Here is a 26,703-nt window from a genome sequence, read left to right as displayed (position 1 = left end):
ACACTCCGGCGCAGCGCTTCGTTCCGAAGCTGCGCCGGGTGTGCTCGGCAGTCGGATGACCACAATCAATGTGGTTAGGCTAACCTGACACGCTGAGTAGCTGAAAGCCCGGAATCCCCACGCCCGAAAGCCGAAAGCATCAGGAGTGCCTGTTAGATGTCCCTTTCGATATCGTCGCCGTCCACCCCGCAGACCGGGGAGGACACGGCCGACGTCTGCTTGACCGCCGCCCAGCGCGAGCTGTGGGCCGGGCACCATCTCGACCCGACCCGATCGGCATTCACCACGGCCGAGTACGTGGAGGTCGCCGCCCCCGTCGACATCGACGCTCTCGCCGCGGCGGTACGCACGGTGATCGAGGAGGCCGAGGTGCTCTCGGTCCGCTTCGGGGCCGAACCCGGTGCCGATTCGGCCGACGTCGTCCAGGTGCACGACCGTCGCAACACCCCCGAACTCGAACGTCTCCAACGCGACCGGGCCGCTGCCCTCGAGTGGATGCGCGAGGACGTGCGCCGACCGCTCGACCTCGACTCCGCTCCCCTCGTGCGGACGGCACTGATCACGACCGACTCCGGTGTGCTCTGGTACCTCCGCGCCCCGCACGCGTTGCTCGACGCCTACGGGTATTCGCTGCTCACCCGCCGCGTCGCGGCGCTGTACGCGGCCCGGCTCGCGGGCACCGCACCCCGGCCGGCCAAGTTCCCGCCGCTGCGGGCGCACGTCCAGGCGGCACAGGAATTCGATGCCGCGGCCCCGGACAGCGCGCCGCAGTCGGCCTCGCGTCCGGTCGGATTCAGCGACACCGTGCGCAGGCCCGTCCCCGATCCCCATCGGTACACGATCCCGATCGACCCCGACGTCGCGGGAAGCCTGCGCGAGGCGGCCACCGCGCAGGCGACCACGTGGGCGGAAGCGGTCTATGCGGCCGCGGCCGCCTACCTCGGCGCCCACACGGGAGCGGAGGAGGTGACGCTCCGGGTGCCGGTGCTCGCCCGCAACGGGATCGAGCTGACGTCGCCAGTGACGGCCACGAACATTGTGCCGCTCCGCATTCCGCTCGACGGACGACCGACGTTCGCCGACGTGATCGGCAGAGTGGCCGCCGCACTGTCCGAGACGCGTCCGTTCCAGCGCGTCCGGGACGCAGGCAGCCGCGCCACCGGCGGAGCGGTGGTGAACGTCAAACCGTTCGCCGCCAGAATCGCTTTCGGTCCCACCGTCGGCACGGTGCATCAGCTCGCCGCCGGTCCGGTGGAGGACGTGGTCATCTCCGTCTCGGGCGCCGGGGACGAGCTCACCCTCGAATGGGCCGGAAATCCCGAGGTCTACACGGACGACGAGATCCGGGACCACGCACACCGATTCGCGCACTACCTCCGAACCATCTCCGTGGCAGCAGAACCCGTCTCCGTGGTCGACGTCTGCGCTCCGGACGAACTGGACCTGTGGCGGTCGGCGGCCGGCCTCGACCGGACCACCGGCACGGCAGCGGCGCTTCCGGACAGCATCGTCTCCGCCTTCCTCGCCCAGGCGCGCACCCACCCGGACCGCGTCGCGGTGAACGATCTGTCGTACCGGGAACTCTCGAGTCGCAGCGCCGCCCTGGCCCGGCAACTGAGGACGGCCGGCGCCGGCCGCGGCACGGTCGTGGCCGTCAGCCTCCCTCGCGGCACCGATCTGATCGTCGCCGTCCTCGCGATTCTCCGCAGCGGCGCGACCTACCTGCCGATCGATCCGTCCTCCCCGGCCGAACGCGCGCGGTTCATCCTGCGGGACGCGCAGCCGTCGCTGGGAATCGGATCCGCCGACCTGCTCGGCGACCTCCCGCGAGTCGAGGAGGACTCGGCACAGTCCGAGTCCGGCGAACTCGAGAACGCCGTGCAGGCGGACGACATCGCGTACATCATCTACACGTCCGGATCCACCGGTGTCCCCAAGGGCGTTCCGATTCCGCACCGTAACGTGATGCGGCTGTTCGACGTGTCCCGCGAATGGTTCACGTTCACCGAGGACGACTGCTGGCCCCTGCTGCACTCGTACGCGTTCGACTTCTCCGTCTGGGAGATCTGGGGTGCGCTGCTGCACGGCGGCCGCCTCGTCACAGTCGACGAGGCCACCCTCACGTCACCGGCCGACCTCGCCGCGCTCCTCGTCGACGAGGGTGTCACGGTGCTGAACCAGACGCCGTCCGCGTTCGGGCATCTCGTCGACGCCCTCGTCCGCGCGGACTCGTTCGACCGGCTGCGACTGCGGTACGTCGTGTTCGGCGGTGAGGCTCTCGACCCCGCCGTCCTGCGCGCCTGGTTCGCCGCGACCGGTCCGGATGCGGGAACCGAACTGGTCAACATGTACGGGATCACCGAGACCACCGTGCACGTCACCGCCACGAAGGTCACCGCCGCCGACGTGGTGGACATCGGGGTTCCGCTCGGCGACCTCCGCACGTACGTACTCGGGCCGGGGCTGCGTCCGGTGCCGCCCGGCGTGACCGGCGAGATCTACGTGTCCGGTCCCGGACTGTCCCCTGGCTACGTCGGACGTCCCGGCCTGACGTCGGGACGGTTCGTCGCCGACCCGTTCGCGCCCGGCGGGACGCGGATGTACCGCACCGGCGACCTCGCACGGTACGACGCGACCGGCGCGCTCCACTACCACGGCCGGATCGACGACCAGATCCAATTGCGCGGTTATCGTGTCGAACTCGGCGAGATCGGCGCCGCGATGACCGCGGTGCCCGACGTGCAGGCGGCGGTGGCCACGGTGCACGAGCAGGCCGGCGGCGACCAGCGCATCGTCGGATACGTCGTTCCCCGGCCGGGCGGCGAGCACGACGCCGTCGAGGAGCAGGTGCGGGCGCACCTGGTCCGCTCCCTCCCCGGGTACATGACGCCGTCCGCACTGGTGATGCTCGACCGCTTGCCGTTGACCCACAACGGCAAGGTCGACAAGGACGCGCTGCCCGCCCCCCGTTGGCTCGGACAGGCCGGCGACACACCGCGGACCGACACCGAAGCCCGGATCCTCCCCCTGTTCACCTCGGTGCTCGGCGCCGAGCAGGTCGGTGTCCACGACGACTTCTTCGCACTCGGCGGGAACTCCCTCCTCGCCGCCGCTCTCGTGTCCGCAATCACCGCGGAACTGGGTGTGCCACTGCGGGTTGCCACGGTCTTCGAGAATCCCACCGTGGCCGCTGTGGCCGCGCAACTGGAGGACGCCGGCGAGCAGGTACCGGCGAGCAGGCCGTCCCCGCGGGACCTCCCCGAGGGCACGCCGGTGCCGTTGTCACCCGCGCAGGAACGCCTGTGGTTCCTCGACAGCGCCGCAGGCGGTGGAACGTACCTGCTGGCACTGGCCGTCGATTTCGGGGAAGGCCTCGAACCCGACGCCCTGTCCGCGGCGCTCGCGGACGTCGTGACCCGGCATCAGTCGTTGCGGACGGTGTTCCCCCTCGTCGACTCGGTGCCCCACCAGGTCGTGCTTCCCGCCGGAGATGCGAAGGTTCGGCTCGAACGAGTCGACAACGTCGGCAACATCGAGGGACATATCGCGGCGATGACGACGGTGGGTCTCGGGCTCACCGACCAGCCGCCGCTGCGCGCGGTGCTGTACGAACCGCAGCACACACTGGTCCTGTTGATGCACCACATCATCGGCGACGAGTGGTCGCAGTCGAAACTGCTGGGCGATCTCGCCTTCGCGTACAACGCCCGCCGCGCCGGACGGGCACCGGAGTTCACGCCGCTGCCGTTGCAGTACCCGGACGTCGCCGTGTGGCAACGCGAACGCATAGGCGCCGGCGACGACGCGACCCCGCTGCTGACCGGCCAACTCGACTACTGGCGTGAGCAACTCGCCGGTCTGCCGCTCGAACTGGGCTGGCGCACCGACCGCCCCCGACCCGCCCTGCCCACCAACCGCGGCGCGAGCGTCCACCGCACGTTGTCGCCGTCGCTGCACGCGGCCGTCGAGTCGCTCGCCGCCGAGCGCCGCGCGAGCTTCTTCATGATCGTCCACGCCGCCGTGGCCGTGCTGCTCGAAAGGCTGGGCGCCGGCGAGGACATCGCCCTCGGCGTGCCCGTCGCCGGTCGCAGTCACCCCGACCTCGACGACATGGTGGGCTGCTTCATCAACACGGTGGTCCTGCGGACCGACGTGTCGGGCGACCCGACGTTCGACGAACTGCTGGACCGGGTCAGGGCCGTCGACCTCGACGCCGTCGACCACGCCGACGTGCCGTTCAACCGGATCGTGGAACTCGTCAATCCCCCACGGTCGTCGGCCCGCCATCCCCTGTTCCAGGTCATGCTGTCGCACTGGAAGCAGGACGGTGCGGCGGAGCGATTCGCCGGGACCACCGCCTCGGTGCGGATGCTCGACGCGACGTCCGCGAAATTCGATCTGGCGCTGCGCTTCCAGGAACGTCCGGACAGCGGCGGGGTCGACGTGACGTTCGAGTACTCCACCGAACTCTTCGATGCCGCGACCGTCGAATCCTTCGCGGACCGCCTCGCCGTGGTGATCGAGCGGCTCGTCGACAACCACGAGCAGCGGATCGCCCAGCTCGACATCCTGACCCCGCGGGAGCGGGGCCGGGTGCTCGGCGAATGGTCCCACACGGAGCACTCCATCCCGGCCCGCACGTTCGACGAGTACTTCTCGGCGCAGGTGGCGCAGACACCCGACGCCGAGGCCCTCGCCGTCGGTGCGAGCGTGCGGCCCGCGGTCTCCCTCACCTACCGGCAGCTCGACGAACGGGCGAACCGGATTGCCCATCTGCTGATCTCGCGTGGCGCCGGCCCCGGTGACGTGGTCGCGCTCGCACTCGACCGCTCCGCCGAGCTGATCATCAGTGTTCTCGCCGTGCTGAAGAGCGGTGCCGCGTACCTTCCCGTCGACCCCACGTACCCGGCCGACCGGATCGCGCACATGCTCGCCGACGGCGCACCGGTCGCGATCCTCACGTCCTCCGTCGGCGTGCCCGACCGCACCCCGCTGGGCACCGACGTGCCCATTCTCGACCTGGACGATCCGGACCTGCAGGCCCTGATCGACACCCAGCCGGTCACCGCCCCCACGGACGCCGAGCGGAGCAGGCCACTGCAACTCAACGACGCCGCGTATCTCATCTACACGTCCGGATCGACGGGGGTGCCGAAGGGCGTCGTCGTCCCCCACCTGGGCATCGCGGATCTGCTGTCGCTGCAGTCGGACGTGATCGGCATGGACCACACCACTCGGGCGCTCCACTTCTCGTCCATCAGCTTCGACCTCGCGTTCTGGCAGATCATGTGGGGTGTGCTCTCGGGCGGAACGCTGGTGGTCGCGACGGACGCCGACCGCATCCCCGGTGAGCCGCTCGCCCGCGTCATCAACGAACACGACGTGAACTTCGTCGGCGTACCACCGTCTTTCGCCGCCGCGTTCCCGCCGGAGCATCCCATCCCGGACGGCGTCGACCTGATGCTCGGCGCCGAGAAGCTCACACCCCAGCTGATCGAGCGGTACGCACCCGGACGCCGGTTGTTCAACGCGTACGGACCCACCGAGTGCACGGTCAACGCCACCCTGGCCCTCGTCGAACCGGGACACGAAGGTCCGGTCCCCATCGGCGTCGTCGATCCCGGCAAGCACGCGTACGTCCTGGACCACGCGCTGCGGCCGGTGCCTCCGGGCGTGTCCGGCGAGCTGTATCTCGCGGGCGACAGCGTCACCCGGGGATACCGCAATCAGAGCCCCAAGACGGCGGAACGTTTCATCGCCGACCCGTTCGCGGAGCCGGGCAGGCGCATGTATCGGACGTCGGATGTGGTGTGGTGGGGCAGGGACGGTCAGATCTACTTCACCGGCCGCGCCGACTCGCAGGTCAAGGTGCGCGGATTCCGCATCGAACTCAACGAGATCGAGGCCGTGCTGTCCGGTGACCCGGACGTCGAGCACATCGTCGTCGTGGTCCGCGAGGACCGCCCGGGCGATCAGCGGCTCGTCGCGTACGCCACGTCGGTGCCGGGCCGCCGGATCGACCCCGACCAGTTGCACCGCCGCGCCGCCAGCAGGCTGCCGGACTACATGATCCCGGCCGCGTTCATCGCCGTCGACGAGTTCCCCACCCTCCCCAACGGCAAGCTCGACCAGTCGTCGCTTCCCGTTCCGCACCTGTCACTGCAGGTGTCCGAGCGGGGTCCGCGCACGGCGCGCGAAGAGGTGCTGTGCCAGTTGTTCGCCGAGGCTCTCGGTATCGAGCGGGTCGGCATCGACGACAGCTTCTTCGACCTCGGCGGCCACTCGCTGATGGCGGCCGGATTGATGAGTGCGATCTCGAAGCGGCTGTCCGTGACCGCGACGGTGGCCTCGCTGTTCGCGGCGCCGACCGTGGCCCAGCTGGCGGGCCGTCTCGACGACGATCACGACGCCGACGCGCTGGCCGTCCTCCTGCCGTTCCGCACCGAGGGGTCCAAGCCACCGGTGTTCTGCTTCCACCCCGCCGGCGGAATCAGCTGGGGTTACTCGGGCCTGTTGCGGCACATCGACGACGACTACCCGCTGTACGGCGTGCAGGCCTCCAACCTGTCGACGTCCAAGCGGCCGCCGGAAACGCTCGAGGACATGGCCGCCGAATACATCGAGCACATGCGGACCGTGCAGCCGAAGGGCCCCTACCACCTCCTCGGATGGTCGCTGGGCGGCGTCGTCGCGCACGCCATCGCCGGTGCACTGCAGAACCAGGGTGAGGAACTCGGCATGCTCGTCATGCTCGACTCCTTCCCGTCGGACGCGTGGGCCTCGATGCCGACGGAGCAGGACGCGCTCGCCGCGCTGCTCTACATGGTCGGCTACGACCCGGAACCGCTCCTGGAGGACGGACTCGACCGGCAGCAGGTGATCGACATCCTGCGCGGCGAGGGCAGTGCGCTCGCCGGGATCAACGAGCACACACCGGCCGCGATGATCGACAACTTCGCGAACGCCGTGCGCCTCGAATCCGAACCCTCACAGATCGTCGTGGACTCCGACATGCTCTTCTTCACTGCGGCCAGGAATCCTGCGACCGCGGCGACGTACGACTTGTGGCGGCCCTACCTGACCGGCACCATCGTCAACCACGACCTCGACTGCGAGCACAAGGACATGACCCAGCCCCGCTGGATCGGCGAAGTCGGCTCCGTCGTGAACGAGGCCCTCGCCTCGTTCGGCTCGCACATGAACCCCACCAACACAGAACAGGGAGATCGATGAAAACGTCCGGAAGATACTGGCGTAGAGCCGGAATCGTGATGATGGCGGCAACCGCGCTGTTCGCGGGTGCCTGCAGCGAGTCGACTTCCGACTCGACCGACGCGGCGGGATCCGCCACCGGACAGGCCGACGCGTCGGCCTTCCCCGTGTCGATTCCGTCGGCGCTCGGTACCGCCGAGATCACGGAGGCACCGGAACGCGTCGTCACGATCGGCTGGGGCAGCGAGGACGCGGCACTGTCGCTCGGCGTCGTGCCCGTCGCCGTGCAGAACATGAAGTCGGACACGGGAACCGACGACGGCCTGCTGCCGTGGTCGCGGGCGAAGCTCGAAGAGCTCGACCCGAACGCGGAACCCACGTTGCTGACGGCGTCGAGCAAGGAGATGCCGTACGAGCAGATCGCAGCACTCGCCCCCGACGTGATCCTGGCCGTGCACTCGGGCGTGAACCAGGAGCAGTACGACAAGCTGTCGGCCATCGCCCCCACCGTGGCGTACCCGGAGCGTCGCTGGACCACCAGCTGGGAAGACCAGATCACCACCGTCGGCAAGGCCCTCGGCCGGTCGGCACAGGCCGAGACACTGGTGACCCGGACTCAGGACACCCTCGCGCAGGCGAAGTCGCAGCACCCCGAGTTCGCCGGGAAGACGGTGGCATTCGGGAGCGGCACCGAGCCGGGATCGTACAACTTCTACTTCGACACCGATCCTCGCCTGAAGATGCTGGCCAGCCTCGGTTTCACGGTCGACCCGCTCGCCCAGCAGTTGCGCGAGAGCAGTGACCAGACCAAGTTCGCGGCTCCCGTCAGCCTGGAACTGCTGCCGACGTACAACCCGGACGTGCTGCTCGCGTGGTACCTGTCGCCCGAGCTGCAGAACGAGGTCCAGTCGAACCCGCTGTTCGCCGGGATGAAGGCCGTGCGCGACAACTCCTACGTGGGTCTGACCGATCCGCCGCTGGTGTTCGCGTCGAGCTCGCCGAACGTGCTCAGCATGCCGTGGCTGCTGGACAAGCTGCTCCCGCAGCTGTCGCAGGCCGCGAACAACGCTCAGGCCAGCTAGTTCCCACCTGAACGCGTCACTGTGCCGCTGCCGAGAGGTCGTCCTCCTCGGCAGCGGCACTGCTGTACGTGCGCAACCCCTTCAAGGTCAGTGCGAGAACCGCAAGCACCACGATGCCGCCCGCCCCGTAGAGGAGGAACGCCTCACGCGGACCCACCGCGGCGCCGACGGCGCCGGCGACGAGCGCTCCGGCAGCCGAGCCCGTGGAGATCTGGGCGCCCCACACACCGGCGACGCGTCCGCGGTATTCCTCGGGCGTCTCGGTCTGGATGACCGCGTACCGGAGGATGTCACCGAGGACGCGGCCGAATCCGTGTGCGGCGAGCCCGAGGAACGTGACCGCGATCATCGGGACGGCGCCGGCGCCGATCAGCCCGGCCGATGCGATCACGGCCGCGAGGAACACGATCAGGCCACCGCGACGAGCAGTTCCCGTCCAGCCACTCGTGAGTGATCCGGTAAGGGCGCCGACGGCGGGGGCGCTGTAGAGCAGTCCGGTGGCCGCCGGTCCGGCATGGAGAACCTGGCTCGCGTAGGCGGGCAGCAGCACGTTCCAGCCGGTCAGCATCATGGCGCAGAACCCGACCAGCAGCGTACCGCCGACCACGGAGTCCTTGGCGGCATAGGTGAAGCCGCTGGCGATCGACCGCAACGGACTCTCGGTGTTCTTGACCGGCGGCGGCAGCGAGGGCAGCCTGGCGATGCAGTACGCGGTGATTCCCGAGGACACCGCGGCCAGAACGTAGTTGGTGCCCACGGATGTCGCCGCGATGATCACACCGCCGATGGCAGGCGACGCGACCGTGCCGAGGTCGGCCATCACGGTCATCAGGGCACCGGCGGCGGCCATCTTGTCCTTGGGGAGCAGCGACGGGATCACCGCCATCAGCGCGGTCGCGGAGATGCCACCGGCAAGGCCCTCGATCACGCCACACAGGTAGATGATCCACAACTGGGGTGTGGGGAGGAACGCGTTGACCGCGAGGATCGCGAAGGCCAGGCCCGCTGCGGCACGGGCGAGGGAGATGACCGGCCTGCGGTCGTACCTGTCGGCGATCACGCCGCCGAACAGGGTGCCGATGAACACCGAGGAGCCCACGACGATGCTCGCCGCGCCCACTGCCAGTGTGGAATTCGTCATGTCGTACACCTGCAGCGGCACCGCCACCAGCAGCAGACCCAGACCGAAGATGGAGATCGTGCGGGCAATGAAGATGTATCGGAACTCGCGACTCGTCCGTAGAGGCGTCAAGTCGATTGCGTATCGCGATAATCCAGCCATTGTCATCCATTCACATTCGGTTGCAACAGCTCTCCGTTTCGCCGTTCGCGCGGAGAGCAACTATGCTTAGGCTTCACTAACCCAGCAACCTACCCCATGTCGTCGAACCGGCTCAACGGGCCGTGGTTCGACCGACGCACCGGAGGATGATAGTGAGTTCCGCTCCCAGCACAGTTCCGACCCGCGACCGAATCCGCGCCGACGTAGCCGACGTGCTCGACGTCCCGGTCGCCGAGATCGACGATTCCGCGAACCTCCTCGACGAGGGGATGGACTCCGTGCGCGTGATGGCGCTGGTCGAACGATGGCGGGCGGACGGTGTGCAGGTGGATCTCGTGGACCTCGTCGGCGAGCCGACACTCGACGCCTGGTTCGAGGTGACGGCAGCACGCTGAGCGGTCCCACCACCTACTCTTGATCCGGCTGGTCGATCCCAGGGTCGGCCCGGACACGGGAGGATGCGAGGGGACATGGCTCACGAAACCAGCGGTGCAGGCAGGATGAGCGTGCTCCGGACACCACGGTTCTGGATCGCTCCCCTGCTCCTCGTCTCCGTCGTCATGTCCCTGCTGGCCGCGCTGTACATGGGTGGGATGCTCAACCCCACCACACACCTCAACCACTTCCCCATCGCGCTCGTCAATCAGGACGAGGGCGACACCACGCCCAATTCCAACCCGCCGCAGCAGCAGAATTTCGGCGACCAGATCACCGCCGGGCTCGTCGAGGGTGTCGATCCGAACAAGGTCGAACTTCGGCAGATCGGGATCGCGCAGGCCCAGTCCGCACTGGACAACGGGGAAATCTACGGTGCGATCGTCATACCGAGCGACTTCACGAAGCGCACCTTCATCCTCGCCCAGGCCGGCGTGATTCCCGGAGACGTCGAACGTCCGGTGATCACGATCTACACGAACCCCCGCGCGGGCACGATCAGCGCGAACCTCGTCCAGAACATCGGGGAGATGGCGTTGGACAAGGCCAATCAGACGATGGGCGAGCAGCTCACCACCCAGGTGACGCAGCAACTCCAGGCGACAGCCCCCGACCTCCAGCTGTCGGGCGCCAGCCGGCTCGTCCTCGACGACCCCATCGACGTGCGGGTCGTGGCCCACAACCCGCTGCCCGACGGCACCGGTTTCGGCTTGGCGGCGTTCTACTACGCGCTCCTGATCGTCCTGGCCGGTTTCACCGGTGCGACCATCGCGAGCACCCTCATCGACGGCATGCTCGGGTTCACTCCGACCGAGGTGGGGCCGCTGTACCTCCACAACGAGGCGGTCCCGATCTCACGGTTCAACACCCTGCTCATCAAGTGGGCGGTGATGGTTGTGCTGGCGATGATCGTGTCGGGTCTGTACCTGTGGATCAGCTCCGCCCTCGGCCTGCCGATCACCGACCCGCTCGCCCTGTGGGAATACGGCGCCTTCGCGATCGCCGCGGTCGGGATCACGGCGATGTCCGTGATGGCCGCGTTCGGCAACCTGGGCCTGCTCATCAACCTGCTGGTGTTCGTCGTCCTGGCGCTGCCTTCGTCGGGCGGCACGATCCCGCTCGAGGCGGCGCCGCGCCTGTACACCTGGCTCGGTGAGTTCGAACCGATGCACCAGATCTACATCGGGGTGCGCGCCATCATGTTCTTCGGCGCGGCGGGCGACGCGGGGCTCATCCACGCCGTGTGGATGACCCTGGCCGGCCTCCTCATCGGCCTCGTCTTCGGTGCCGTCATCACCCGGTTCTACGACCGCAAGGGCTTGCATCGCCGCCACAAGGCGCAGACCGAACCCGAACCGGTGGACGCAGCCGGGGCGTGAGTCACGCGGGCGCGGACGACCAGGCCGCGCCGAACTGTTCGTACCAGGGATGCGGGGCGGGCACTGCCGCCAGGATCCGTTCGACGAACCGATCGGGGTCGCCGAGTTCGGCGAGTCCGACTCCGCGGCGCTCGTAGTCGGCGAACTTGTCGTGCAGTCCGGCGATCACCTTGTCGGTCACCGTCTGCTCGAACTCTTCGATGGTTGCCATCGGATGCCCCTCCTTCCGGCGAGAAGCGTCTGCGTTCAGTGTAGTGCCGACCTGCGGATTTGCCCTCGCCCGGCGGCGGATTATCGACTGTCGGTGACGCAGAGCAGACTGGGCCCGTGAGAATGGTCCTGGTTCCCGATGCCGACGGTGGCGCGACGACCGTTCGCACCGATCCCACGGGCGTTCCGGTCGAGTCCCCACGTCGACACTCCGACGCCGTGGCCGCGGTCCGCGACATCGAGGCGACCGAACACCCCCGCTGGGTCTGGACGAGTACCGCGGCCGTCTATCCGGCGCTGCTGAAGGCGGGGGTGCGGGTGCAGCGCTGCCAGGACCTCGCGCTCACCCACGCCATCCTCAGCATGCGCGACGGTGTTCCCGCGCCGCCGCCGGACGAACCCGTCGACGAACGCCCCGGACTGTTCGAGACCGCACCCACCACGGATCCGGCGCAAGTGGTGGCGGACTTCGCGGAACAGCGGAAGACGATCGGTGACGATGCACGGCTCGACCTGCTGGTGGCGGCCGAGTCCGCGGGCGCGCTGGCCGCCGCGGAGATGAGTGTCGACGGCCTGCCGTTCTCCACCCGTACCCATCGCGCCTTCCTCGAGGCGGCGCTCGGGCCGCGGCCTGCCGGGTACGACCTGCCTCAGCGCATCCAGGACGTGACCGTGGAGATCGGGTCGGCGTTCGGCCGTCGCATCAACCCGGCGTCCCACGTCGAGGTGGTCGACGCGTTTCGCCGTGAGGGCATCGAACTCGCGTCGACCCGCAAACACCTGCTCCGCGAGGTCGATCATCCCGCCGTGCCGCTGCTGCTGCGCCACCGCGATCTGTCCAAGCTGTTCAGCACGAACGGCTGGCAGTGGCTGGACAGTTGGGTCCACGACGACCGGTTCCGGCCCGTCTACGTTCCCGGCGGCGTGGTGTCCGGCCGCTGGGCGAGCCGGGGCGGCGGCGCACTGCAGATTCCGAAACCGCTGCGGTCGAGCGTGATCGCCGACCCGGGTCATACGTTCGTCATCGCCGACGCCGGCCAACTCGAACCCCGCATCCTGGCCGCCATGTCGGGTGACGCCCGCATGGTCGCCGCGGCGGGCGCCGACGACCTGTATGCACCGGTCGCGGCGGAGACGTTCGACGGCGACCGCGGCAAGGCCAAGGTCGCGATCCTCGGTGTTCTGTACGGCGCCACCGCGGGCGAGGCCCGTTCGCTGCTCACCCTGCTGCGCACCCGCTTTCCCGTCGCCGTCGAATATGTGGAAAGGGCGGCCCGTGCCGGTGAACGCGGCGAGGTCGTGCACTCGTGGCTCGGCCGGGCGTGCCCACCCCCGTCGCCCGATTTCTGGTCGCACGGCGACGCCCGGTCACGCGGCCGGTTCACCCGAAACTTCGTGGTACAGGCCACGGCAGCCGAGTGGGCACTGTGCGTGCTCGCGGACCTGCGGCGCCGGCTGGCCGACGACCCGGACAGCGAACTCGTCTTCTTCCAGCACGACGAGGTGATGGTGCATACCCGGGACCCCGACTCGGCGACGCGGCACGTTCTGGGCGCAGTCGAGGTAGCCACCCGGTTGCTGTTCGGCGAGACGCGGGTGCGGTTCCCGATGGATGTGGCGGTGCGGGACTGCTACGCCGAAACCTCCGACGAGGCCTGACCCGCGCGGATTTCCGGTGTCGCGGGTGCGCTCGACATGGTGTACTGGGACGCACTGCTGGCGGGGGCGGCGAAGGAGAACCCATGACGAAGTTGGATTCGACGGACTCGAGCACCAGCGGCGAGACGCCGCGCAGATACCGCTGGCCTGCGTTCACCATCGTGGCCATCGCCATCATCGCGTTCTTCGCGGGTGGATTCGGGGGTTCCTTCCAGGGAAAGCTCACCGAGGTCCAGAAGAACGACAACGCCGCCTACCTGTCGAGTTCCGCCGAATCGACGATCGTCACCAACGAATCGTCCAAGTTCCTCACCGTCGAAACCATCCCCGGATTCGTGCTGTTCCACAGCGACTCCCCGCTCACCGAGCAGGACAAGGCCGCCGTCGCCCAGGCGCGTGACGCCATCGCGGCAGTCGACGGAGTCGACGCCGAAGGCATGGCCCAGACACAGTTCTCCCAGGACGGCACCACGGCATCGATCTTCGTTCCCCTCGTCGCGAAGGAGGACGGCACGGCGGTCGCCGGCGATGTGCTCGCCGCCACCGAGGAGAACGTCCTCACCGCCGCGAAGAACGCGGCCGCCGGGCTCGAGGTGCTTCCTGCCGGTCCCGGTGGCCTGCTGGTGGCGTTCATCGACGCGTTCGCCGGACTCGACGGTGCACTGCTGGGCGCCGCGCTGCTCGTGGTCGTCCTGATCCTGCTGGTGGTCTACCGCTCCCCGGTGCTGTGGTTCTTCCCGCTCTTCTCGGCGCTCCTCGCGCTCGGCCTGGCGTCGATGGTCATCTACTTCCTCGCCAAGGCGGAGGTGCTCACCCTCACCGGACAGAGTCAGGGCATCCTGTTCGTCCTCGTGATCGGTGCGGGCACCGACTATGCGCTCCTCCTGATCTCCCGATATCGGGAAGAACTGCACTTCTATCCCAGCCGGTTCGACGCCATGATCAAGGCGTGGAAGGAATCCGCCCCCGCCATCACGGCGTCGGCGGTCACCGTCATCCTCGGTCTGCTGTGCCTGATGTTCTCCGAACTGAACTCCAACAAGAGTCTCGGGCCGGTCGCCGCGATCGGCATCGCGTGCACGTATCTCGTGATGATGACGTTCCTGCCCGTCGCGCTGTCCGCGGCGGGGCGGTGGGTGTTCTGGCCGCGGAAACCGAAGGTGGACGAGGCCGCAGACCTCACCACGCACGGTCTGTGGGGCAGGATCGCCGCCCAGGTCGGGAGCAAGGACCGTCCCCTCTGGATCGGTACGACGGTGCTGCTGGCCGTGCTGTTCCTGGTCGGCATCGGCAGTCTGAAGACGGACGGACTGTCGTCGTCGGAGAACTTCACCAACCGGCCCGACGCCGTCGTCGGTCAGGAGTTGTACGACTCCAAGTTCGATCCGGGCGCCGGCGCGCCCGCCGTCATCGTCACCAATGCCGATCAGACGGACGCGGTCATCGCGGCCGTGAGCGGTGTGGACGGGGTGTCGACGGATCCCGGCGCGGTGTGCCCGCAGGTCGATGTCGAGAAGCTGTCTGCACTCGTCAAGTCCAACCCGGCCGCGGTGGCCTCGGCCGCCGGGCAGGGGTGCGCACCCGACTTCCTCACGGCCGCACCGATCGACGGGCGCATGGTCGTCAACGTGACGCTCGCCGACTCGTACGATTCCCCGGAAGCCCTCGAGACGGTGAAGCGACTGCGCGACGCGGCGCACGCCGTACCCGGTGCCGATGCTCTCGTCGGCGGCAGCACGGCAACGACGCTCGACGTGCAGACGGCGTCGGTGCACGACCGGAACCTGATCATCCCGATCGTTCTCGTCGTCATCTTCGTTGTGCTGGCCCTCCTGCTCCGCGCCCTGCTCACGCCCATCATCCTCATCGCCACCGTGGTCCTGTCGTTCGCAGCCACCCTCGGGGTGTGCGGACTCTTCTTCACCCACGTCTTCCATTTCGCGAACGCAGATCCGGCGTTTCCCCTGTTCGCGTTCGTGTTCCTCGTGGCGCTCGGCATCGATTACAACATCTTCCTGATGACCCGGGTCCGCGAGGAAACCGAGGAACACGGCACCAAATCCGGTGTGCTGCGGGGGCTGGCGGTGACCGGTGGCGTCATCACGTCGGCCGGTGTCGTGCTCGCCGCGACGTTCGCGGTGCTGGGTGTGCTGCCCCTGGTGTTCCTCGCCGAGGTCGGCTTCGCCGTCGCGTTCGGCGTGCTGCTCGACACGATCATCGTGCGCAGCATCCTCGTCCCGGCGCTCTCCCACGACATCGGCAAGAAGATCTGGTGGCCGTCGGCGCTGGCAAAGGCCAAGGACTAATAGGCTTCCTCCGTCCACAGGTGGAACAGCGCGTAGGCCCGCCACGGTCGCCACGACTCGGCGAGTTCCGCTGCCTGCCTGCCGGTCCTGACCCCCAGCGCGCGTTTGAGGACGAGGTCGTCGGGTGTGAACGCGTCCGGGTCGGCCAGCACCCGCACCGTCAGATAGTCCGCTGTCCACGGACCGATGCCGGGCAGTGCGAGCAGACCGGCCCGGAATTCGGCCGGGTCGGTGTCCGCGCCGAGACGCAGACCGCCGGACGCGGCCTGGGCCAGCGCGAGCACCGTCCTGGCCCGGGCGCCGGTGAGGCCGAGGGTCGAGCGCAACTGTTCGGGTGAGAGCGCCGCCAGCGTCTCCGGTTCGGGGAACGCGAAGAATCCGTCGTGGACCGGCCGGCCGTACGCGTGCACGAGCCGGCTGCCGAACGTCCGGGCCGCCGCCAGCGAAACCTGTTGTCCGAGAATGGTCAGAACCGCCGTCTCGAACCCGTCCACGCTCCCCAGGCGCCGCAGACCCGGACGCAGCGCCACCAGCGGAGCCAGGAGCGGGTGCCGGCTCAAAGCGGCGTCGATCGGCCCCGGATCCGCGTCGAGGTCGAGCCAGCGCCGGACCGCGGCGGTCAGCGCTTCGATGTCTCCGGGATCCGCCGGTGTCAGGTGCGCCTCGACGTCCCCGTCGGCGGGACGGACGACGACGGACACCAGCGCGGGCCCGTGCGGACCGTTCACCACCCGGGTGTGGGTTCCGTCGGGGTCGTGTCGCTCGAGCCCGGACACGGTGTGGGCGCGGAGCGCGCCCCACAACGGCGCATGGGTGAACGGACCCCGGTACGGCAGTTGCACTCTCATGTGTCTTCGAGTCCCGTCACCCGCAGCGTGATGTTCAGTCGGCCCGTGGTCAGTCCGCAGTCCGGATCGCTCGTGCCGGGAAACACTTTCGGTACTCCGTGATACGCGAACCGGGACTCGCCACCGAACACGAAGAGGTCACCCGACAGCAACTCGACGTCGGTGTACGGCTTGGTGCGGGTGGTGGTGTTGCCGAAGCGGAATGTGCACGTGTCGCCGATGCTCAACGATACGACGGCCGCATCGGACCGCTCCTCCTTGTCCTGGTGCATGCCCATCTTCGCGGTGTCGTCGTAGAAGTTGATCAGCGCGGCATCGGGTGTGTACCCGTCGGCGGGCTGCCCGTAGGCCTCACTCACCGCCCGCCGGCCGAGTGCGACCAGCCAGTCGGGCACCGGCGCCACGCGGCCACCGCCCGCGTCCTCGGCTGTGCGCGAGTAGGAATACGGCTTCCAGTGCCAGCCGAGGCACACCGTCTGCACCGACATGCGGTGCCCCGTCGGCAGTTGCGCGGCCCGCATCGGGACCGGTGCGGTGGCCCAGCGCCGGCATTCGGCCACCAGGTGGCGTTGCTCGGCCGGCGTGAGCCAATCGGGGACGTGGACGGCGCCGGGCGCCACCTCGGTTCGGGGGCGGGGTATCAAGGCGGACATCACGGTCACTCGGCGTCGTGGAGGACCAGGCCGAGGGTCCGGCGGGTGCCGCGCCGAACGGTGCTGACACCGTGCCGTACCGGTCCGGTCGACCAACCGCGGGTCGAGCGCACGGGCCTGTCCCTGGTGGTGAAGATCAGCGCGTGCCCCTGCCGCAGCGTCGTCACCGTGCCCCGGGACTGGGCGCGGGGCCGCTGCTCGACGAGCATGAACTCCCCGCCCTCGTGGTCCACTCCCGGACGGTCGAGGCCGATCACCACCTGCAACGGGAACACGAGGTCACCGTAGAGGTCACGGTGCAGGGCGTTCCAGTCGTTCGCGCGATAGCTGAGCAGGATCGGTGTCGCCCGTTTCTGGCCGGCGTCGTGGCACATGTCCAGCCATTCGCCGAGGGTGTCCGGCCACGGCGAGGGCTGCCTCAGCTTTGCCGCCCAGTCCCGTGCCACGGGAAGCAGTTTCGGGTAGAAGGCCGCGCGGAGTTCGGCCACGACCTCCGGTAGCGGGTAGTCGAAGTACCGGTACTGTCCCGAGCCGAAACGGTGCCGGGCCATGTCGACGGTGGACCGGAAACGCTCGACCTCCTCATACATGTCCGCGATCTGCGCGCACTCCTCGGCAGTCAGGATCTGCTCCGATTGCGCGCATCCGGCGGCGTCGGTCTCGGCGTGAAGACCGTGCCAATCCAGATCGTTCACGCGTTGCGTCAAGGTAGTCATGCCGCTGCCTCCAAAGTCAGCAGGATCGACTTGGCTTCCGGCCCGCCCGCGTACTGGCCCATGCTGCCGTCGCTGCGGACCACCCGGTGGCAGGGAACCACGACCGGGAGCGGGTTGAGGGCGCAGGCGGTTCCGACCGCGCGCACTGCTTTCGGACTGCCCGCGGCCGCCGCGACCGCGGCGTAGCTCGCGGTGTGCCCGTAGTCGATTTCGGGAAGATGATGGAGAACCTCGAGCCGAAATCCCTTGGACAGCCTGAAATCCAGCGGGATGTCGAAGCTTGTGCGCTCACCGAGGAAGTATTCGTCGATCTCGTGGGCCACCCTGTCGAGCCGGGCGGGTGCGCGCAGGATCCGGGGACTGATCTGCTCGGCGAGGGTCTGTAGTACGGCGTCGTGATCCTGATTGGGGAAGGCGACCCGCACCAGCCCGCGATCGGTGGCGGCGAGCAGAAGCGAACCGACGGGGGTGTCGAGGGTCCGGTACGCGACGTCGAGGAGACCTGCCTCGGCGGCGAGGGCGGCGAGCCGCTCACGCAGTTTCTGCTCGACCGCGGAGTCCGACGCGGACAGGGCGTAGACGATGTCGGGGATGTTCATGTGATGTCTCCACTCACAGAGATCGAGAGGGTCTTGCGTAGCGCCGCAATGCCGTCGGCAGCCGCCCGCCGCGACGCGTCCGGGGAGTTGCCGAGGATCACCGCGATCTCGGTGTACGGCAGCCCGGCCAGGTAGTGATACGCCACCGCAGCCCGTTGCTTCATCGGCAGGGCGCCGACCGCGTTCCACAACTCGGGGTCGTGACCGCCGGGAAGTCCGCGGTCGGTGGTCTGCTCGGGAAGCTCGTCGGTGGGGACGGGCCGCCGGTCGCGCGCACGAATGTGGTCGAGCGCTTTCCGGTGCGCGATGGTCACCAGCCACGCCTCGATGTTGCTCCCGGGACGCAGGTCGGGATACGCCCGCATCGCGGCGATGAACGTCTCCGACCAGGCGTCCTCGGCGTCCACCGGGCCGACCACGGCCCTGCAGACCCGCAGCACCGTCGGGCCGTGCTCGGCCACGACGTCTTCGAACGGTTTCAGGGTCATCGGCTCAGCCGGAGTCCCGCCCGTTCCGCTTCGCGTTCGAGCAGGAACCGTTTGCGGTCGAGCCCGCCCGCGTACCCCGTCAGGCTGCCGTTGCTCCCGATGACGCGGTGGCACGGAACGATGATGCTGATCGGATTTCTGCCGTTCGCCGCCGCCACCGCGCGAATCGCGGTCGGGGTGCCGAGGGAGTCGGCCAGCTGACCGTACGTCCACGTCTCGCCGTACGGGATCGTGCGCAGGGCGTCCCACACTCGTTGCTGGAACGGGGTGCCTCGCGCGGCGAGCGGGACGGTGAACTCGGTGCGCCTGCCGTCGAAGTATTCGGTGAGCTGGGTGATGGCCTCGTCGAAATCTGCGGTGTCGCGTTCCCCGAAAGTCGCGGGATCGGGCTGGTGCCGGTGTTCGACCATGTAGATGCCGCTCAGCACCCCGTCGACGCTCACCAGCGTCAGGGGGCCGATCGGTGAATCGATGACTGTGTGTGCTGCTCGGTCGGCATTCACGGTGCCAATCCTTCCAGGTGTACGGGCCTCTGAAAGGTAGACGTCTGCCACGACCGAAACGTGAGGTGTGAAAGGCATCAGGCAGGATGGGCCGATGGCTCTCGTACAACTCGGAACCCGCGACCTGGTGCGTACCGTCACCGGGATCGTCCGGTGGTCGGCGGATACCGCTGAACTCGTCGTCTCCCTTCCCGGCCGGATCGGCACCCTCCTGGATCAGGTCGAGGAGCTGATTTCCCGCATCGAGGCGATCAGCGACGGCGCCGAGATCGCGGTGGCGAGGGCGAACGCGGTTGCGGAATCGGCGGCAACCGTCGTCGCCACGGCAGGGCACACATCCGCGTCGGCACAGACGCTGATCAGCCTGTACGAGCCGCTCGCGACGAAGGCCGCCCCACTGGCGCAGCGGTTCGTCGACGACCTCACCGAGGAGGAGATTCACGCCGCGATCGGGTTGGTGGACCACCTGCCCGAGCTGACCCTGCGCATGGAGGGGCTGATGCCGATCCTGGCGACCCTGGACACCGTGTCGCCGGAGATCCACCAACTCCTCGAGGAGGTCCAGGGCGTGCGCCAGGCGATCCAGGGCGTCCCCGGGTTCAAGTTCTTCCGCAAGCGCGGCGAGGCCCAGGAGGACGAGGACTACGCGCGGTAGCCGTCCGTTCCGGCGCGTCCCACGACAATCTTCGGGACCACCGCACGCGACGACAGCCGCAGCAGGGCTTCGACGAGTTCGACGATGTCGTTGACCTCGATCATCGCCTCGGGCGGGATCGTGTCGTGGATCCACGCGGACATGTCGGTGTCGACGTACGCGGGGGCGAGCGCGGTCGCGGAGACGCCATTGCCCGACTCCTCGACGTTCAGCGTCTCGGTCAGGGAGATCAGGGCGGCCTTGGTCGCGCCGTAGACAGCGAGCCCCGCCTCGGCGTACACGCCGGTGATCGATGCCAGGGCCACGACCTTGGACCCACGTCCCGGGTTCTCCGCCGCACCGGTCCGGAGCAGCGGCAGCGACTGCTGCAGCAGGCTGAACGGCGCCCGCAGGTTGACTCCGAGGCTCTTGTCGAATCGGCGCATGGGGAACTCGCCGATGGGGCCCGCGGTTCCGACCCCGGCATTGAGTACCAGCGCGTTGAGCGACCCGAACGCGTCGGCGTGCGCCTCGACGACGCGTCCCGCGGATTCCTCGTCGGCGAGGTCACCCGCGACCGCGACGACCTCCTTCGCGCCCGCGGTCCGCAGGTCGGCGGCCACGGACTCGAGCCGATCGCGATCGCGGGCGGTAATCGTCAGCCCGTACCCCTGTTCGGCGAGACGGGTGGCGATGCCGAGTCCGATGCCACGTGAGGCGCCGGTGATCAGTGCGGTGCGACTCATACGGTCTGTCCTTTCAGGGCGCGCAGGCCGGCCGCGACGAATTCGGGCACCGCGTCGCCCGCCTTGTCGAAACCCTCACCGACGGTGGCACCGACCCGGTAGCGGTGGTTGATGCCCTCGGCGATGACGGCGAGTTTGAAGTTCGCGAGCGCCAGGTAGAAGTTCCAGTGGACCAGTTCGCGCCCCGAGGCCACGGTGTAGCGCTGCGCGAGGTCGTCGGCCGACGGCAGTCGCGGGCTCGTCCAGGCCGCCGGTTCGCCGAGCACCAGGTCGAGAGCCGGATGCCGGTAGACGCACATCAGGGCGACGTCGGTGAGCGGGTCGCCGAGGGTCGACAGTTCCCAGTCGACGACCGCCGCGACGGTGCTCACGTCGCCGGACGCGAGGATGGTGTTGTCGATGCGGTAGTCGCCGTGCACGATCGACGACTCCGACTGCTGCGGAATCGATTCGACGAGCGCGGCATGCAGGCGGTCGACGTCCGCGGAGTCCGTCGTCTTCACCCGCCCCCACTGGCTCGCCCACAATGTGACCTGCCGGGCCACGTACCCGTCCGGGCGGCCGAGCTCGCCCAGGCCGACGGCGTCGTAGTCGACGTTGTGCAACGCGCCGAGCACACGGACCAGTTCGTCGGTGCACGAGTCGATGTCGTCGCCGGACAGCGCCTCGAGATCCGACTTGGTCCGGATCACCTGACCCGTCACGTGTTCGACCACGGTGAACGGCGCGCCCATCACACTGTCGTCCTCGCACAGTGCGACGGTGGCGGCCACCGGGACGTCGGTGCCCTGCAGGGCCGAGGTGATGCGGAACTCGCGGGCCACGTCGTGCGCCGAGGGTGTGAGCCCCGCGGTGGGCGGCCTTCGCAGCACCCACCGCGAGGAGTCGTCGAAGATGGCGTAGGTGAGGTTGGACTTGCCGCCGGCGATCAGGTCGGCCCGCAACTCGCCGTCGAGAGGAACGTCCGACGCGGTCAGGAACTTTTGCAGCGCAACGAGATCGAGCCCCCAATGTTCGCTCATGCGCCCGCCTCCCGCGCGGCCTTCTTCGCGGCACCCACGACACGCTTGGCGATGGCCCAGCGGTGCACCTCGGACGGTCCGTCGTAGACGCGGAACGGTCGCACCTCGCGGGACAGCCGGGCGAGGGGCAGGTCGCCGGACACGCCGAGACCGCCGCACATCTGGATCGAGCGGTCGACGATGCGGAAGATGGCCTCGGACGCGTAGGTCTTGGCGATGGACGTGGAGTTGCTCGCGTGGCCGCCCTGATCGAGTTCCCAGCACGCCCGCGTCAACAGTGCCCGGCTGGCGGCGATGTCGATCTCGTTGTCTGCGACCATCTTCTGGACCATGCCCAGATCGCCCAGCTTGCCTCCGAAACCGTCACGCTGCGCGACGTGTGCCACGGCGACGTCGTGGCCGCGGCGCGCCGCACCGAGCCAACGCATGACGTGTGTCATCCGGGCGGGCCCGAGCCGGACCTGGGCGTAGGCGAATCCCTGGTCCACCTCGCCGAGAACCCCGCTGTCGGGGACGAACAGGTCGTCGAAGAACACCTCGCAGTGCCCACCGATCATCGCCCGGTCGAGGGTGTCGATGTGGCGGCCCACCCTCAGCCCGTCGGCGTCGGCCGGTGTGAGGAACATCGTGGCGCCGCCGCGGTCGCCGGGCACGCCGGACGTGCGGGCGAAGATGATGAAGAATCCCGCGCCGTCGGCGCCGGTGATGAAGTACTTGTGGCCATTGATCTTCCACCCGCCCGGCACCTTTTCGGCGCGCGTGGTCAGCGCCGAGGGGTCCGAGCCGGCTCCGGGTGACGGCTCGGTCATGGCGAACGCCGACCGCATGTCGCCGTGCGCCAGCGGGGCGAGGAACCGCTCCTTCTGCTCGGGGCTGGCGATGTGCGCGAGCATGTGGACGTTGCCTTCGTCGGGTGCCCCGATGTTCAGGGCCGTCGGACCGAACAGCGAATAGCCCGCAGCCTCGAAGACGGGCGCGCGATCGGTCATGTTCAGGCCGTGCCCGCCGTACTCGACAGGTGCGTGCGGGGCGAAGACTCCGGCGTCCTTGGCTGCCTTCTGCAGCTCCACGCGCAGGGTGTCGCCACCAGCAGCGGTGATGTCGCCGCCGTGCTCGTCCTCGATGGGCAGCACGACTTCGCGGATGAACGCCTCGGTCTTCTCGACGAGCGCGGTCACCCCGGGTGCGTAGGACAGATCGATCGCCACAACTACCTCCAGTCAGTACGACGACTCCGGTACCGACCGATCACTCGCTCGGTCGAAGTCGTCCCCGACAATTCCACACCTTCGAAGGCCGGTCAAGACTCAGTCGGACGCGCCGACCGTGCTCCTCGCGATCGCCAGGTACCGCTCGACCAGTTCGTCGGGCGACAGCGGCCCGTCCTCCCGGTACCAGGTGGACACCGCGACGCACATCGTGACGACGGCACGGCTCGCGTCCTCCGGGAACGGTGTCCGGAACAGCCCGGCCGCCACCCCCTCGCGGACGATGTCGTCCAGCATCTCCTGCTGCTCGTCGCGCAGCGCGATGTACGCCTTCCGGCTCTCCGGTTCCATGCTCCGCGTCTCCCTGGACGCGACGAACGCCTGTTCACGCCGGTACATGTGGAACCGCAGCAACGACTCGATGACCGCGTCGAACCGCTCGCCCGGTGTCGGACCCGCCTCGGCCACCGCCGCATGGCTGCGATCGAGGAGTTCGCGCATCACCGCGTTCGTCAACCCCACCAGCAGCGCCTGCTTGGAGGGGTAGTGGTGATAGAGACCGGGGACCGACAGACCGGCGCGGGACGCGATCTCACGGATCGACGCGCCGTCGTACCCCTTCTCGACAAACGCCGCCAGCGCCGCGGCCAGAACCTTGGACAAGCCTTGGTCGGTGTACTCACGCCAGGAACTGCCGCGCTGGGTGCCCTCTACCGTCATGGGTCCTACGGTAGAACAGGCACCCGCCGCTCCCCTGCTGCGGTCGCGGGAGTTGACTAGAGTCGAACGAGGTCGCCCAGATCGACAGCCTTCTCCGACAGAGAGCCAGGGACCACCTGATGATCCACGTCCGTCACTCCGCGATCGCAGCCGTCCCCATCCACGTGGCGTTCGCGTACATCGACGATTACCGGACGGTCCCCGACTGGATGTTCGGAGTCTCGGAGTTCCGTCCGATCGGGGAATTCGACCAGGGGATGGAGTCGACCTTCGACGCCGCGATCCACATCGGCCCCAGCACCCTGCGGTCGCGGCTCGAGGTCACCGAGTGGGAGCAGGACCGGGTCATCACCCTGGCGTCGCTCGACGGCGCCGCCAACTCCTCGACCTGGGAGTTCACCGCAAACGGTGAGGACAAGACCGAGATCAGCGTGGACTTCGCGTACAAACTCCCCGGCGGTCTCGCCGGCAAGGCCCTCGGTCTCATCGTCGAACCGTTCGTCGAAACGGCCGTGAAGAACACCGAGGTGACCTTGCGGCACAACCTCGAGGAGCTGTACGCGAAGCGCAACCGCTAGCGTCCGGGCAGGAAAGCCAGCCGTCCGACCGTTGTCCCCTCGCCGAGTCTCGCGATGCCGTCCGCGACGTCGGTGAGTCCGAGCCGCTCGCTGATCATCGGCTTGATCTCACCTGCCGTGGCCATCCTCGTCAGCTCGTTGTGGCACTCCCGGATCGCAGCGGGGTTGTAGGCGTTGTACAGCCCCCAGTGCAGCCCGATGATCGAGTAGTTCTTGATCAGCGCATGGTTCAGCCCGGGCGACGGGATGGTGCCACTCGCGAATCCGATCACGATGATGCGACCCTCGAACGCGATGCACTTGGTCGACTTCGTGTAGGAGTCGCCGCCCACCGGATCGAACACGACGTCGGCACCGCGGCCGTCCGTGAAGTCCTTCACGGCCTGGACGAAGTCCTCGCTGTGCCGATCGATCACGAGGTCGGCACCGAGTTCCCGCGTATATGCCGCCTTCTCGGGCCCGCCGACGACGCCGATCACCTTGGCGCCTGCCGCCTTACCCAGCTGCACGGCCGCGCTGCCCACTCCGCCTGCCGCAGCCTGCACGAGCAGCGTTTCGCCGGGCTGGATCTGCGTCCTGCGGTGCAGCGCAAACCATCCCGTCTGGTACCCGATCGACAGCGCCGACGCCTCGGCGTCGTCGAGGGCCTCCGGAGCGGGGAACGCGGTGGCCGAGGACATGACGGCCAGCTCGGCGAACCCGCCGTTCGGCAGGCTCGGCATGCCGATCACCCGGTCGCCGACGGCGAACTCGGTGACACCCTCCCCCAGGCCCACCACCTCGCCGCACAGCTCCACACCGGGAGTGAACGGAAGCGGCGGCTTGATCTGGTACTCGCCGCGGCACAACAGCACATCCGGGAAGTTCGCGGCCGCCGAGAGCACCTTGACCAGCAACTCGCCGGGCTTCGGTTCGAGGTCGGGGACGTCCTCGAACGTCAGAACGTCCCTCGGCTGCCCCAATTCGTGTACACGCCACGCCTTCATCGATCAGTCCTTCGGTCCACCGGCGACGTAGACGACCTGACCCGACACGAATCCGGCGCCCTCGCTCACGAAGAACGATGCGGTGTGCGCGATGTCCTCGGGCTGCCCGACGCGGTTCACCGGGATCTGCGACGCCGCCGCCTTCTTGAAGTCCTCGAAGCCGACACCCACCCGCTCGGCGGTGGCGGCGGTCATCTCGGTCTCGATGAAGCCGGGCGCGATCGCGTTGGCGGTGACCCCGAACTTGCCCAGCTCGAACGCCAGTGTCTTGGTGAAGCCCTGCATACCGGCCTTGGCGGCGGAGTAGTTGACCTGCCCGCGGTTACCGAGCGCCGAGGTGCTCGAGAGGTTCACGATGCGCCCGAACTTGGCGTCCACCATGTACTTCTGCACGGCCCGCGACATCAGGAACGCACCGCGCAGGTGCACGTTCATCACCGCGTCCCAGTCGTCGACGGTCATCTTGAACAGCAGGTTGTCGCGGGTGATTCCGGCGTTGTTGATCAGGATCGTCGGGGCGCCCAGTTCGGTCGCCACCCGCTCGACCGCCGCGGCGACCGACGCCTCGTCGGCGACGTTCGCGCCCACGGCCAGCGCTTCGCCGCCGGCGGACGTGATCGCGTCGACGGTTGCCGCGCAGGCGGACTCGTCGAGGTCGAGCACGGCGACCGCGTAGCCGTCGTCTGCCAGCCGCTTCGCGACGGCGGCGCCGATTCCACGGGCCGATCCGGTGACGATGGCGGTTCTACGTTCCTGGCTCACTTGTTTCCTCCATGCTGGTTGTTCTCGGTATTCGTACGGTATTTGCGCAGTTCTCTTCTCGCGATGGACATCTTGTGGACCTCGTCCGGTCCGTCCGCGAGACGCAATGCCCTCAGATGGGCGTACATCATGGCGAGGGGGAAGTCGTCGGTCACACCGGCCCCACCGTGCACCTGAATCGCCCGATCCACAATCTTCAACGCAATATTCGGAGCCGCCACCTTGATCGCCGCGATCTCCGTCCGCGCCTCCTTGTTCCCCACCGTATCCATCAGATACGCCGCCTTCAGCGTCAACAACCGAATCATCTCGATCTCGATCCGCGCCTCCGCAATCCAATCCTGAACATTCGCATTCTCACTGACCGGCTTACCGAACGTCACCCGCGACGACGCCCGACGACACATCAACTCCAACGCCCGCTCCGCCATCCCGATCGCCCGCATGCAATGGTGAATCCGACCCGGACCCAACCGCGCCTGCGAAATCGCGAAACCCTCCCCCTCGCCCTTCAGCACATCCTTGGCCGGCACCCGAACATCGGCGAAATCGATCTCCGCATGCCCCTCCCGATCCTGATACCCGAACACCGGCAACCCCCGCATCACCGTCACCCCCGGCGCATCGATCGGCACCACCATCATCGACTGCTGCCGATGCGGCGCCGCCGACGGA

The 26,703-nt window shown here is 68.4% G+C and carries 23 protein-coding genes; 8 read left to right on the top strand and 15 right to left on the bottom strand.

Annotated elements, in window-relative coordinates; all coding sequences use genetic code 11:
• The first annotated feature begins 156 nt into the window (after window positions 1–156).
• Together QM693_RS20135 and QM693_RS20130 are read left to right on the top strand one after the other, a co-directional pair.
• Entirely contained in the window at window positions 157–7,233 is a 7,077-nt protein-coding gene (locus QM693_RS20135; RefSeq protein ID WP_283353248.1) for a non-ribosomal peptide synthetase, read from the top strand.
• Window positions 7,230–8,294 carry an iron-siderophore ABC transporter substrate-binding protein gene (locus QM693_RS20130; protein ID WP_283353247.1) on the top strand — a complete coding sequence of 355 codons (1,065 nt, stop codon included), beginning with the start codon at window positions 7,230–7,232 and terminating at the stop codon, window positions 8,292–8,294. Before QM693_RS20135 ends, QM693_RS20130 begins: the two co-directional genes overlap by 4 nt.
• Before the next feature lie 16 nt (window positions 8,295–8,310).
• On the opposite strand, the gene entS is transcribed toward QM693_RS20130, so the two are convergent.
• The gene (gene entS / locus QM693_RS20125; protein ID WP_283353246.1) at window positions 8,311–9,576 is read right to left on the bottom strand and encodes an enterobactin transporter EntS; all 1,266 of its coding nucleotides are present in this window, start codon (window positions 9,574–9,576) and stop codon (window positions 8,311–8,313) included.
• A gap of 146 nt (window positions 9,577–9,722) precedes the next feature.
• On the opposite strand from entS, the gene QM693_RS20120 reads away from it, so the two are divergent.
• Window positions 9,723–9,971, top strand: a complete 249-nt coding sequence (locus tag QM693_RS20120) for a phosphopantetheine-binding protein (protein WP_037205604.1) — start codon at window positions 9,723–9,725, stop codon at window positions 9,969–9,971.
• Window positions 9,972–10,046: 75 nt separating this feature from the next.
• Entirely contained in the window at window positions 10,047–11,390 is a 1,344-nt protein-coding gene (locus tag QM693_RS20115) for a YhgE/Pip domain-containing protein (RefSeq protein WP_280780407.1), read from the top strand.
• A gap of 1 nt (window position 11,391) precedes the next feature.
• Here the strand turns inward: QM693_RS20115 and QM693_RS20110 are convergent, their stop codons facing one another.
• Window positions 11,392–11,601, bottom strand: coding sequence for a hypothetical protein (locus QM693_RS20110; protein WP_054245510.1), 210 nt, complete (start codon window positions 11,599–11,601; stop codon window positions 11,392–11,394).
• A gap of 122 nt (window positions 11,602–11,723) precedes the next feature.
• Between QM693_RS20110 and QM693_RS20105 the strand changes: the two genes are divergently transcribed.
• Both QM693_RS20105 and QM693_RS20100 read left to right on the top strand, forming a co-directional pair.
• Window positions 11,724–13,259 carry a bifunctional 3'-5' exonuclease/DNA polymerase gene (locus tag QM693_RS20105; RefSeq protein WP_283333946.1) on the top strand — a complete coding sequence of 512 codons (1,536 nt, stop codon included), beginning with the start codon at window positions 11,724–11,726 and terminating at the stop codon, window positions 13,257–13,259.
• 83 nt (window positions 13,260–13,342) lie between these two features.
• On the top strand, window positions 13,343–15,565 hold the full coding sequence (locus QM693_RS20100) for an MMPL family transporter (RefSeq protein ID WP_283353245.1): 2,223 nt from the start codon (window positions 13,343–13,345) through the stop codon (window positions 15,563–15,565).
• Here the strand turns inward: QM693_RS20100 and QM693_RS20095 are convergent.
• Genes QM693_RS20095 through QM693_RS20070 form a run of 6 tightly spaced genes read right to left on the bottom strand, consistent with a single transcriptional unit; the run spans window position 15,562 to window position 19,372 of the window.
• The gene (locus QM693_RS20095) at window positions 15,562–16,413 is read right to left on the bottom strand and encodes a DNA-3-methyladenine glycosylase family protein (RefSeq protein ID WP_283353244.1); all 852 of its coding nucleotides are present in this window, start codon (window positions 16,411–16,413) and stop codon (window positions 15,562–15,564) included. The two genes, QM693_RS20100 and QM693_RS20095, sit on opposite strands and share 4 nt — an antisense overlap.
• Window positions 16,410–17,066: an alpha-ketoglutarate-dependent dioxygenase AlkB family protein gene (locus tag QM693_RS20090; protein ID WP_283353243.1), complete on the bottom strand. Its 657-nt coding sequence runs from the start codon at window positions 17,064–17,066 to the stop codon at window positions 16,410–16,412. Before QM693_RS20090 ends, QM693_RS20095 begins: the two co-directional genes overlap by 4 nt.
• Before the next feature lie 5 nt (window positions 17,067–17,071).
• Window positions 17,072–17,782 (bottom strand): 2OG-Fe(II) oxygenase, encoded by a 711-nt coding sequence (locus tag QM693_RS20085; protein WP_283353242.1) that lies wholly within the window; start codon window positions 17,780–17,782, stop codon window positions 17,072–17,074.
• Window positions 17,779–18,381 (bottom strand): methylated-DNA--[protein]-cysteine S-methyltransferase, encoded by a 603-nt coding sequence (locus QM693_RS20080; RefSeq protein WP_283333903.1) that lies wholly within the window; start codon window positions 18,379–18,381, stop codon window positions 17,779–17,781. The genes QM693_RS20085 and QM693_RS20080 overlap by 4 nt, the downstream gene beginning before the upstream one ends.
• Window positions 18,378–18,869, bottom strand: a complete 492-nt coding sequence (locus QM693_RS20075; protein ID WP_283333901.1) for an RNA polymerase sigma factor — start codon at window positions 18,867–18,869, stop codon at window positions 18,378–18,380. The genes QM693_RS20080 and QM693_RS20075 overlap by 4 nt, the downstream gene beginning before the upstream one ends.
• Window positions 18,866–19,372, bottom strand: coding sequence for a methylated-DNA--[protein]-cysteine S-methyltransferase (locus QM693_RS20070; RefSeq protein WP_283353241.1), 507 nt, complete (start codon window positions 19,370–19,372; stop codon window positions 18,866–18,868). Before QM693_RS20070 ends, QM693_RS20075 begins: the two co-directional genes overlap by 4 nt.
• Before the next feature lie 94 nt (window positions 19,373–19,466).
• Here QM693_RS20070 and QM693_RS20065 point away from each other — a divergent pair, with 94 nt between their 5' ends.
• On the top strand, window positions 19,467–20,027 hold the full coding sequence (locus QM693_RS20065) for a ribulose 1,5-bisphosphate carboxylase large subunit (RefSeq protein ID WP_280780415.1): 561 nt from the start codon (window positions 19,467–19,469) through the stop codon (window positions 20,025–20,027).
• On the opposite strand, the gene QM693_RS20060 is transcribed toward QM693_RS20065, so the two are convergent.
• The 4 genes from QM693_RS20060 to QM693_RS20045 form a co-directional block, all read right to left on the bottom strand.
• Window positions 20,015–20,752: an SDR family NAD(P)-dependent oxidoreductase gene (locus QM693_RS20060; protein ID WP_283353240.1), complete on the bottom strand. Its 738-nt coding sequence runs from the start codon at window positions 20,750–20,752 to the stop codon at window positions 20,015–20,017. The two genes, QM693_RS20065 and QM693_RS20060, sit on opposite strands and share 13 nt — an antisense overlap.
• On the bottom strand, window positions 20,749–21,774 hold the full coding sequence (locus QM693_RS20055; protein ID WP_283353239.1) for a phosphotransferase family protein: 1,026 nt from the start codon (window positions 21,772–21,774) through the stop codon (window positions 20,749–20,751). Before QM693_RS20055 ends, QM693_RS20060 begins: the two co-directional genes overlap by 4 nt.
• Window positions 21,771–22,982, bottom strand: a complete 1,212-nt coding sequence (locus QM693_RS20050; RefSeq protein WP_009480718.1) for an acyl-CoA dehydrogenase family protein — start codon at window positions 22,980–22,982, stop codon at window positions 21,771–21,773. The genes QM693_RS20055 and QM693_RS20050 overlap by 4 nt, the downstream gene beginning before the upstream one ends.
• Window positions 22,983–23,081: 99 nt before the next feature.
• Window positions 23,082–23,702 carry a TetR/AcrR family transcriptional regulator gene (locus tag QM693_RS20045; protein ID WP_007296545.1) on the bottom strand — a complete coding sequence of 207 codons (621 nt, stop codon included), beginning with the start codon at window positions 23,700–23,702 and terminating at the stop codon, window positions 23,082–23,084.
• A gap of 119 nt (window positions 23,703–23,821) precedes the next feature.
• On the opposite strand from QM693_RS20045, the gene QM693_RS20040 reads away from it, so the two are divergent.
• Entirely contained in the window at window positions 23,822–24,280 is a 459-nt protein-coding gene (locus QM693_RS20040; protein WP_280780417.1) for an SRPBCC family protein, read from the top strand.
• Here the strand turns inward: QM693_RS20040 and QM693_RS20035 are convergent.
• The 3 genes from QM693_RS20035 to QM693_RS20025 form a co-directional block, all read right to left on the bottom strand.
• A complete protein-coding gene (locus tag QM693_RS20035) occupies window positions 24,277–25,266 on the bottom strand; it encodes an NADPH:quinone oxidoreductase family protein (protein WP_283353238.1) in 990 nt (329 codons plus the stop codon). The genes QM693_RS20040 and QM693_RS20035 overlap by 4 nt on opposite strands.
• A gap of 3 nt (window positions 25,267–25,269) precedes the next feature.
• Window positions 25,270–26,028 carry a 3-oxoacyl-ACP reductase FabG gene (gene fabG / locus QM693_RS20030; protein ID WP_283353237.1) on the bottom strand — a complete coding sequence of 253 codons (759 nt, stop codon included), beginning with the start codon at window positions 26,026–26,028 and terminating at the stop codon, window positions 25,270–25,272.
• Window positions 26,025–26,703, bottom strand: a 679-nt coding sequence (locus QM693_RS20025; protein WP_283353236.1) for an acyl-CoA dehydrogenase family protein, incomplete at its 5' end; no start/stop codon positions are given. The genes fabG and QM693_RS20025, both read right to left, overlap by 4 nt.

Origin of the sequence: Rhodococcus sp. IEGM 1305, assembly GCF_030058635.1 — a bacterium.
Taxonomy (GTDB): Bacteria; Actinomycetota; Actinomycetes; order Mycobacteriales; family Mycobacteriaceae; genus Rhodococcus_F; species Rhodococcus_F opacus_D.
The sequence above is the reverse complement of the archived record's forward strand: the minus strand, read 5'-3'. Positions and strand labels throughout refer to the sequence as shown.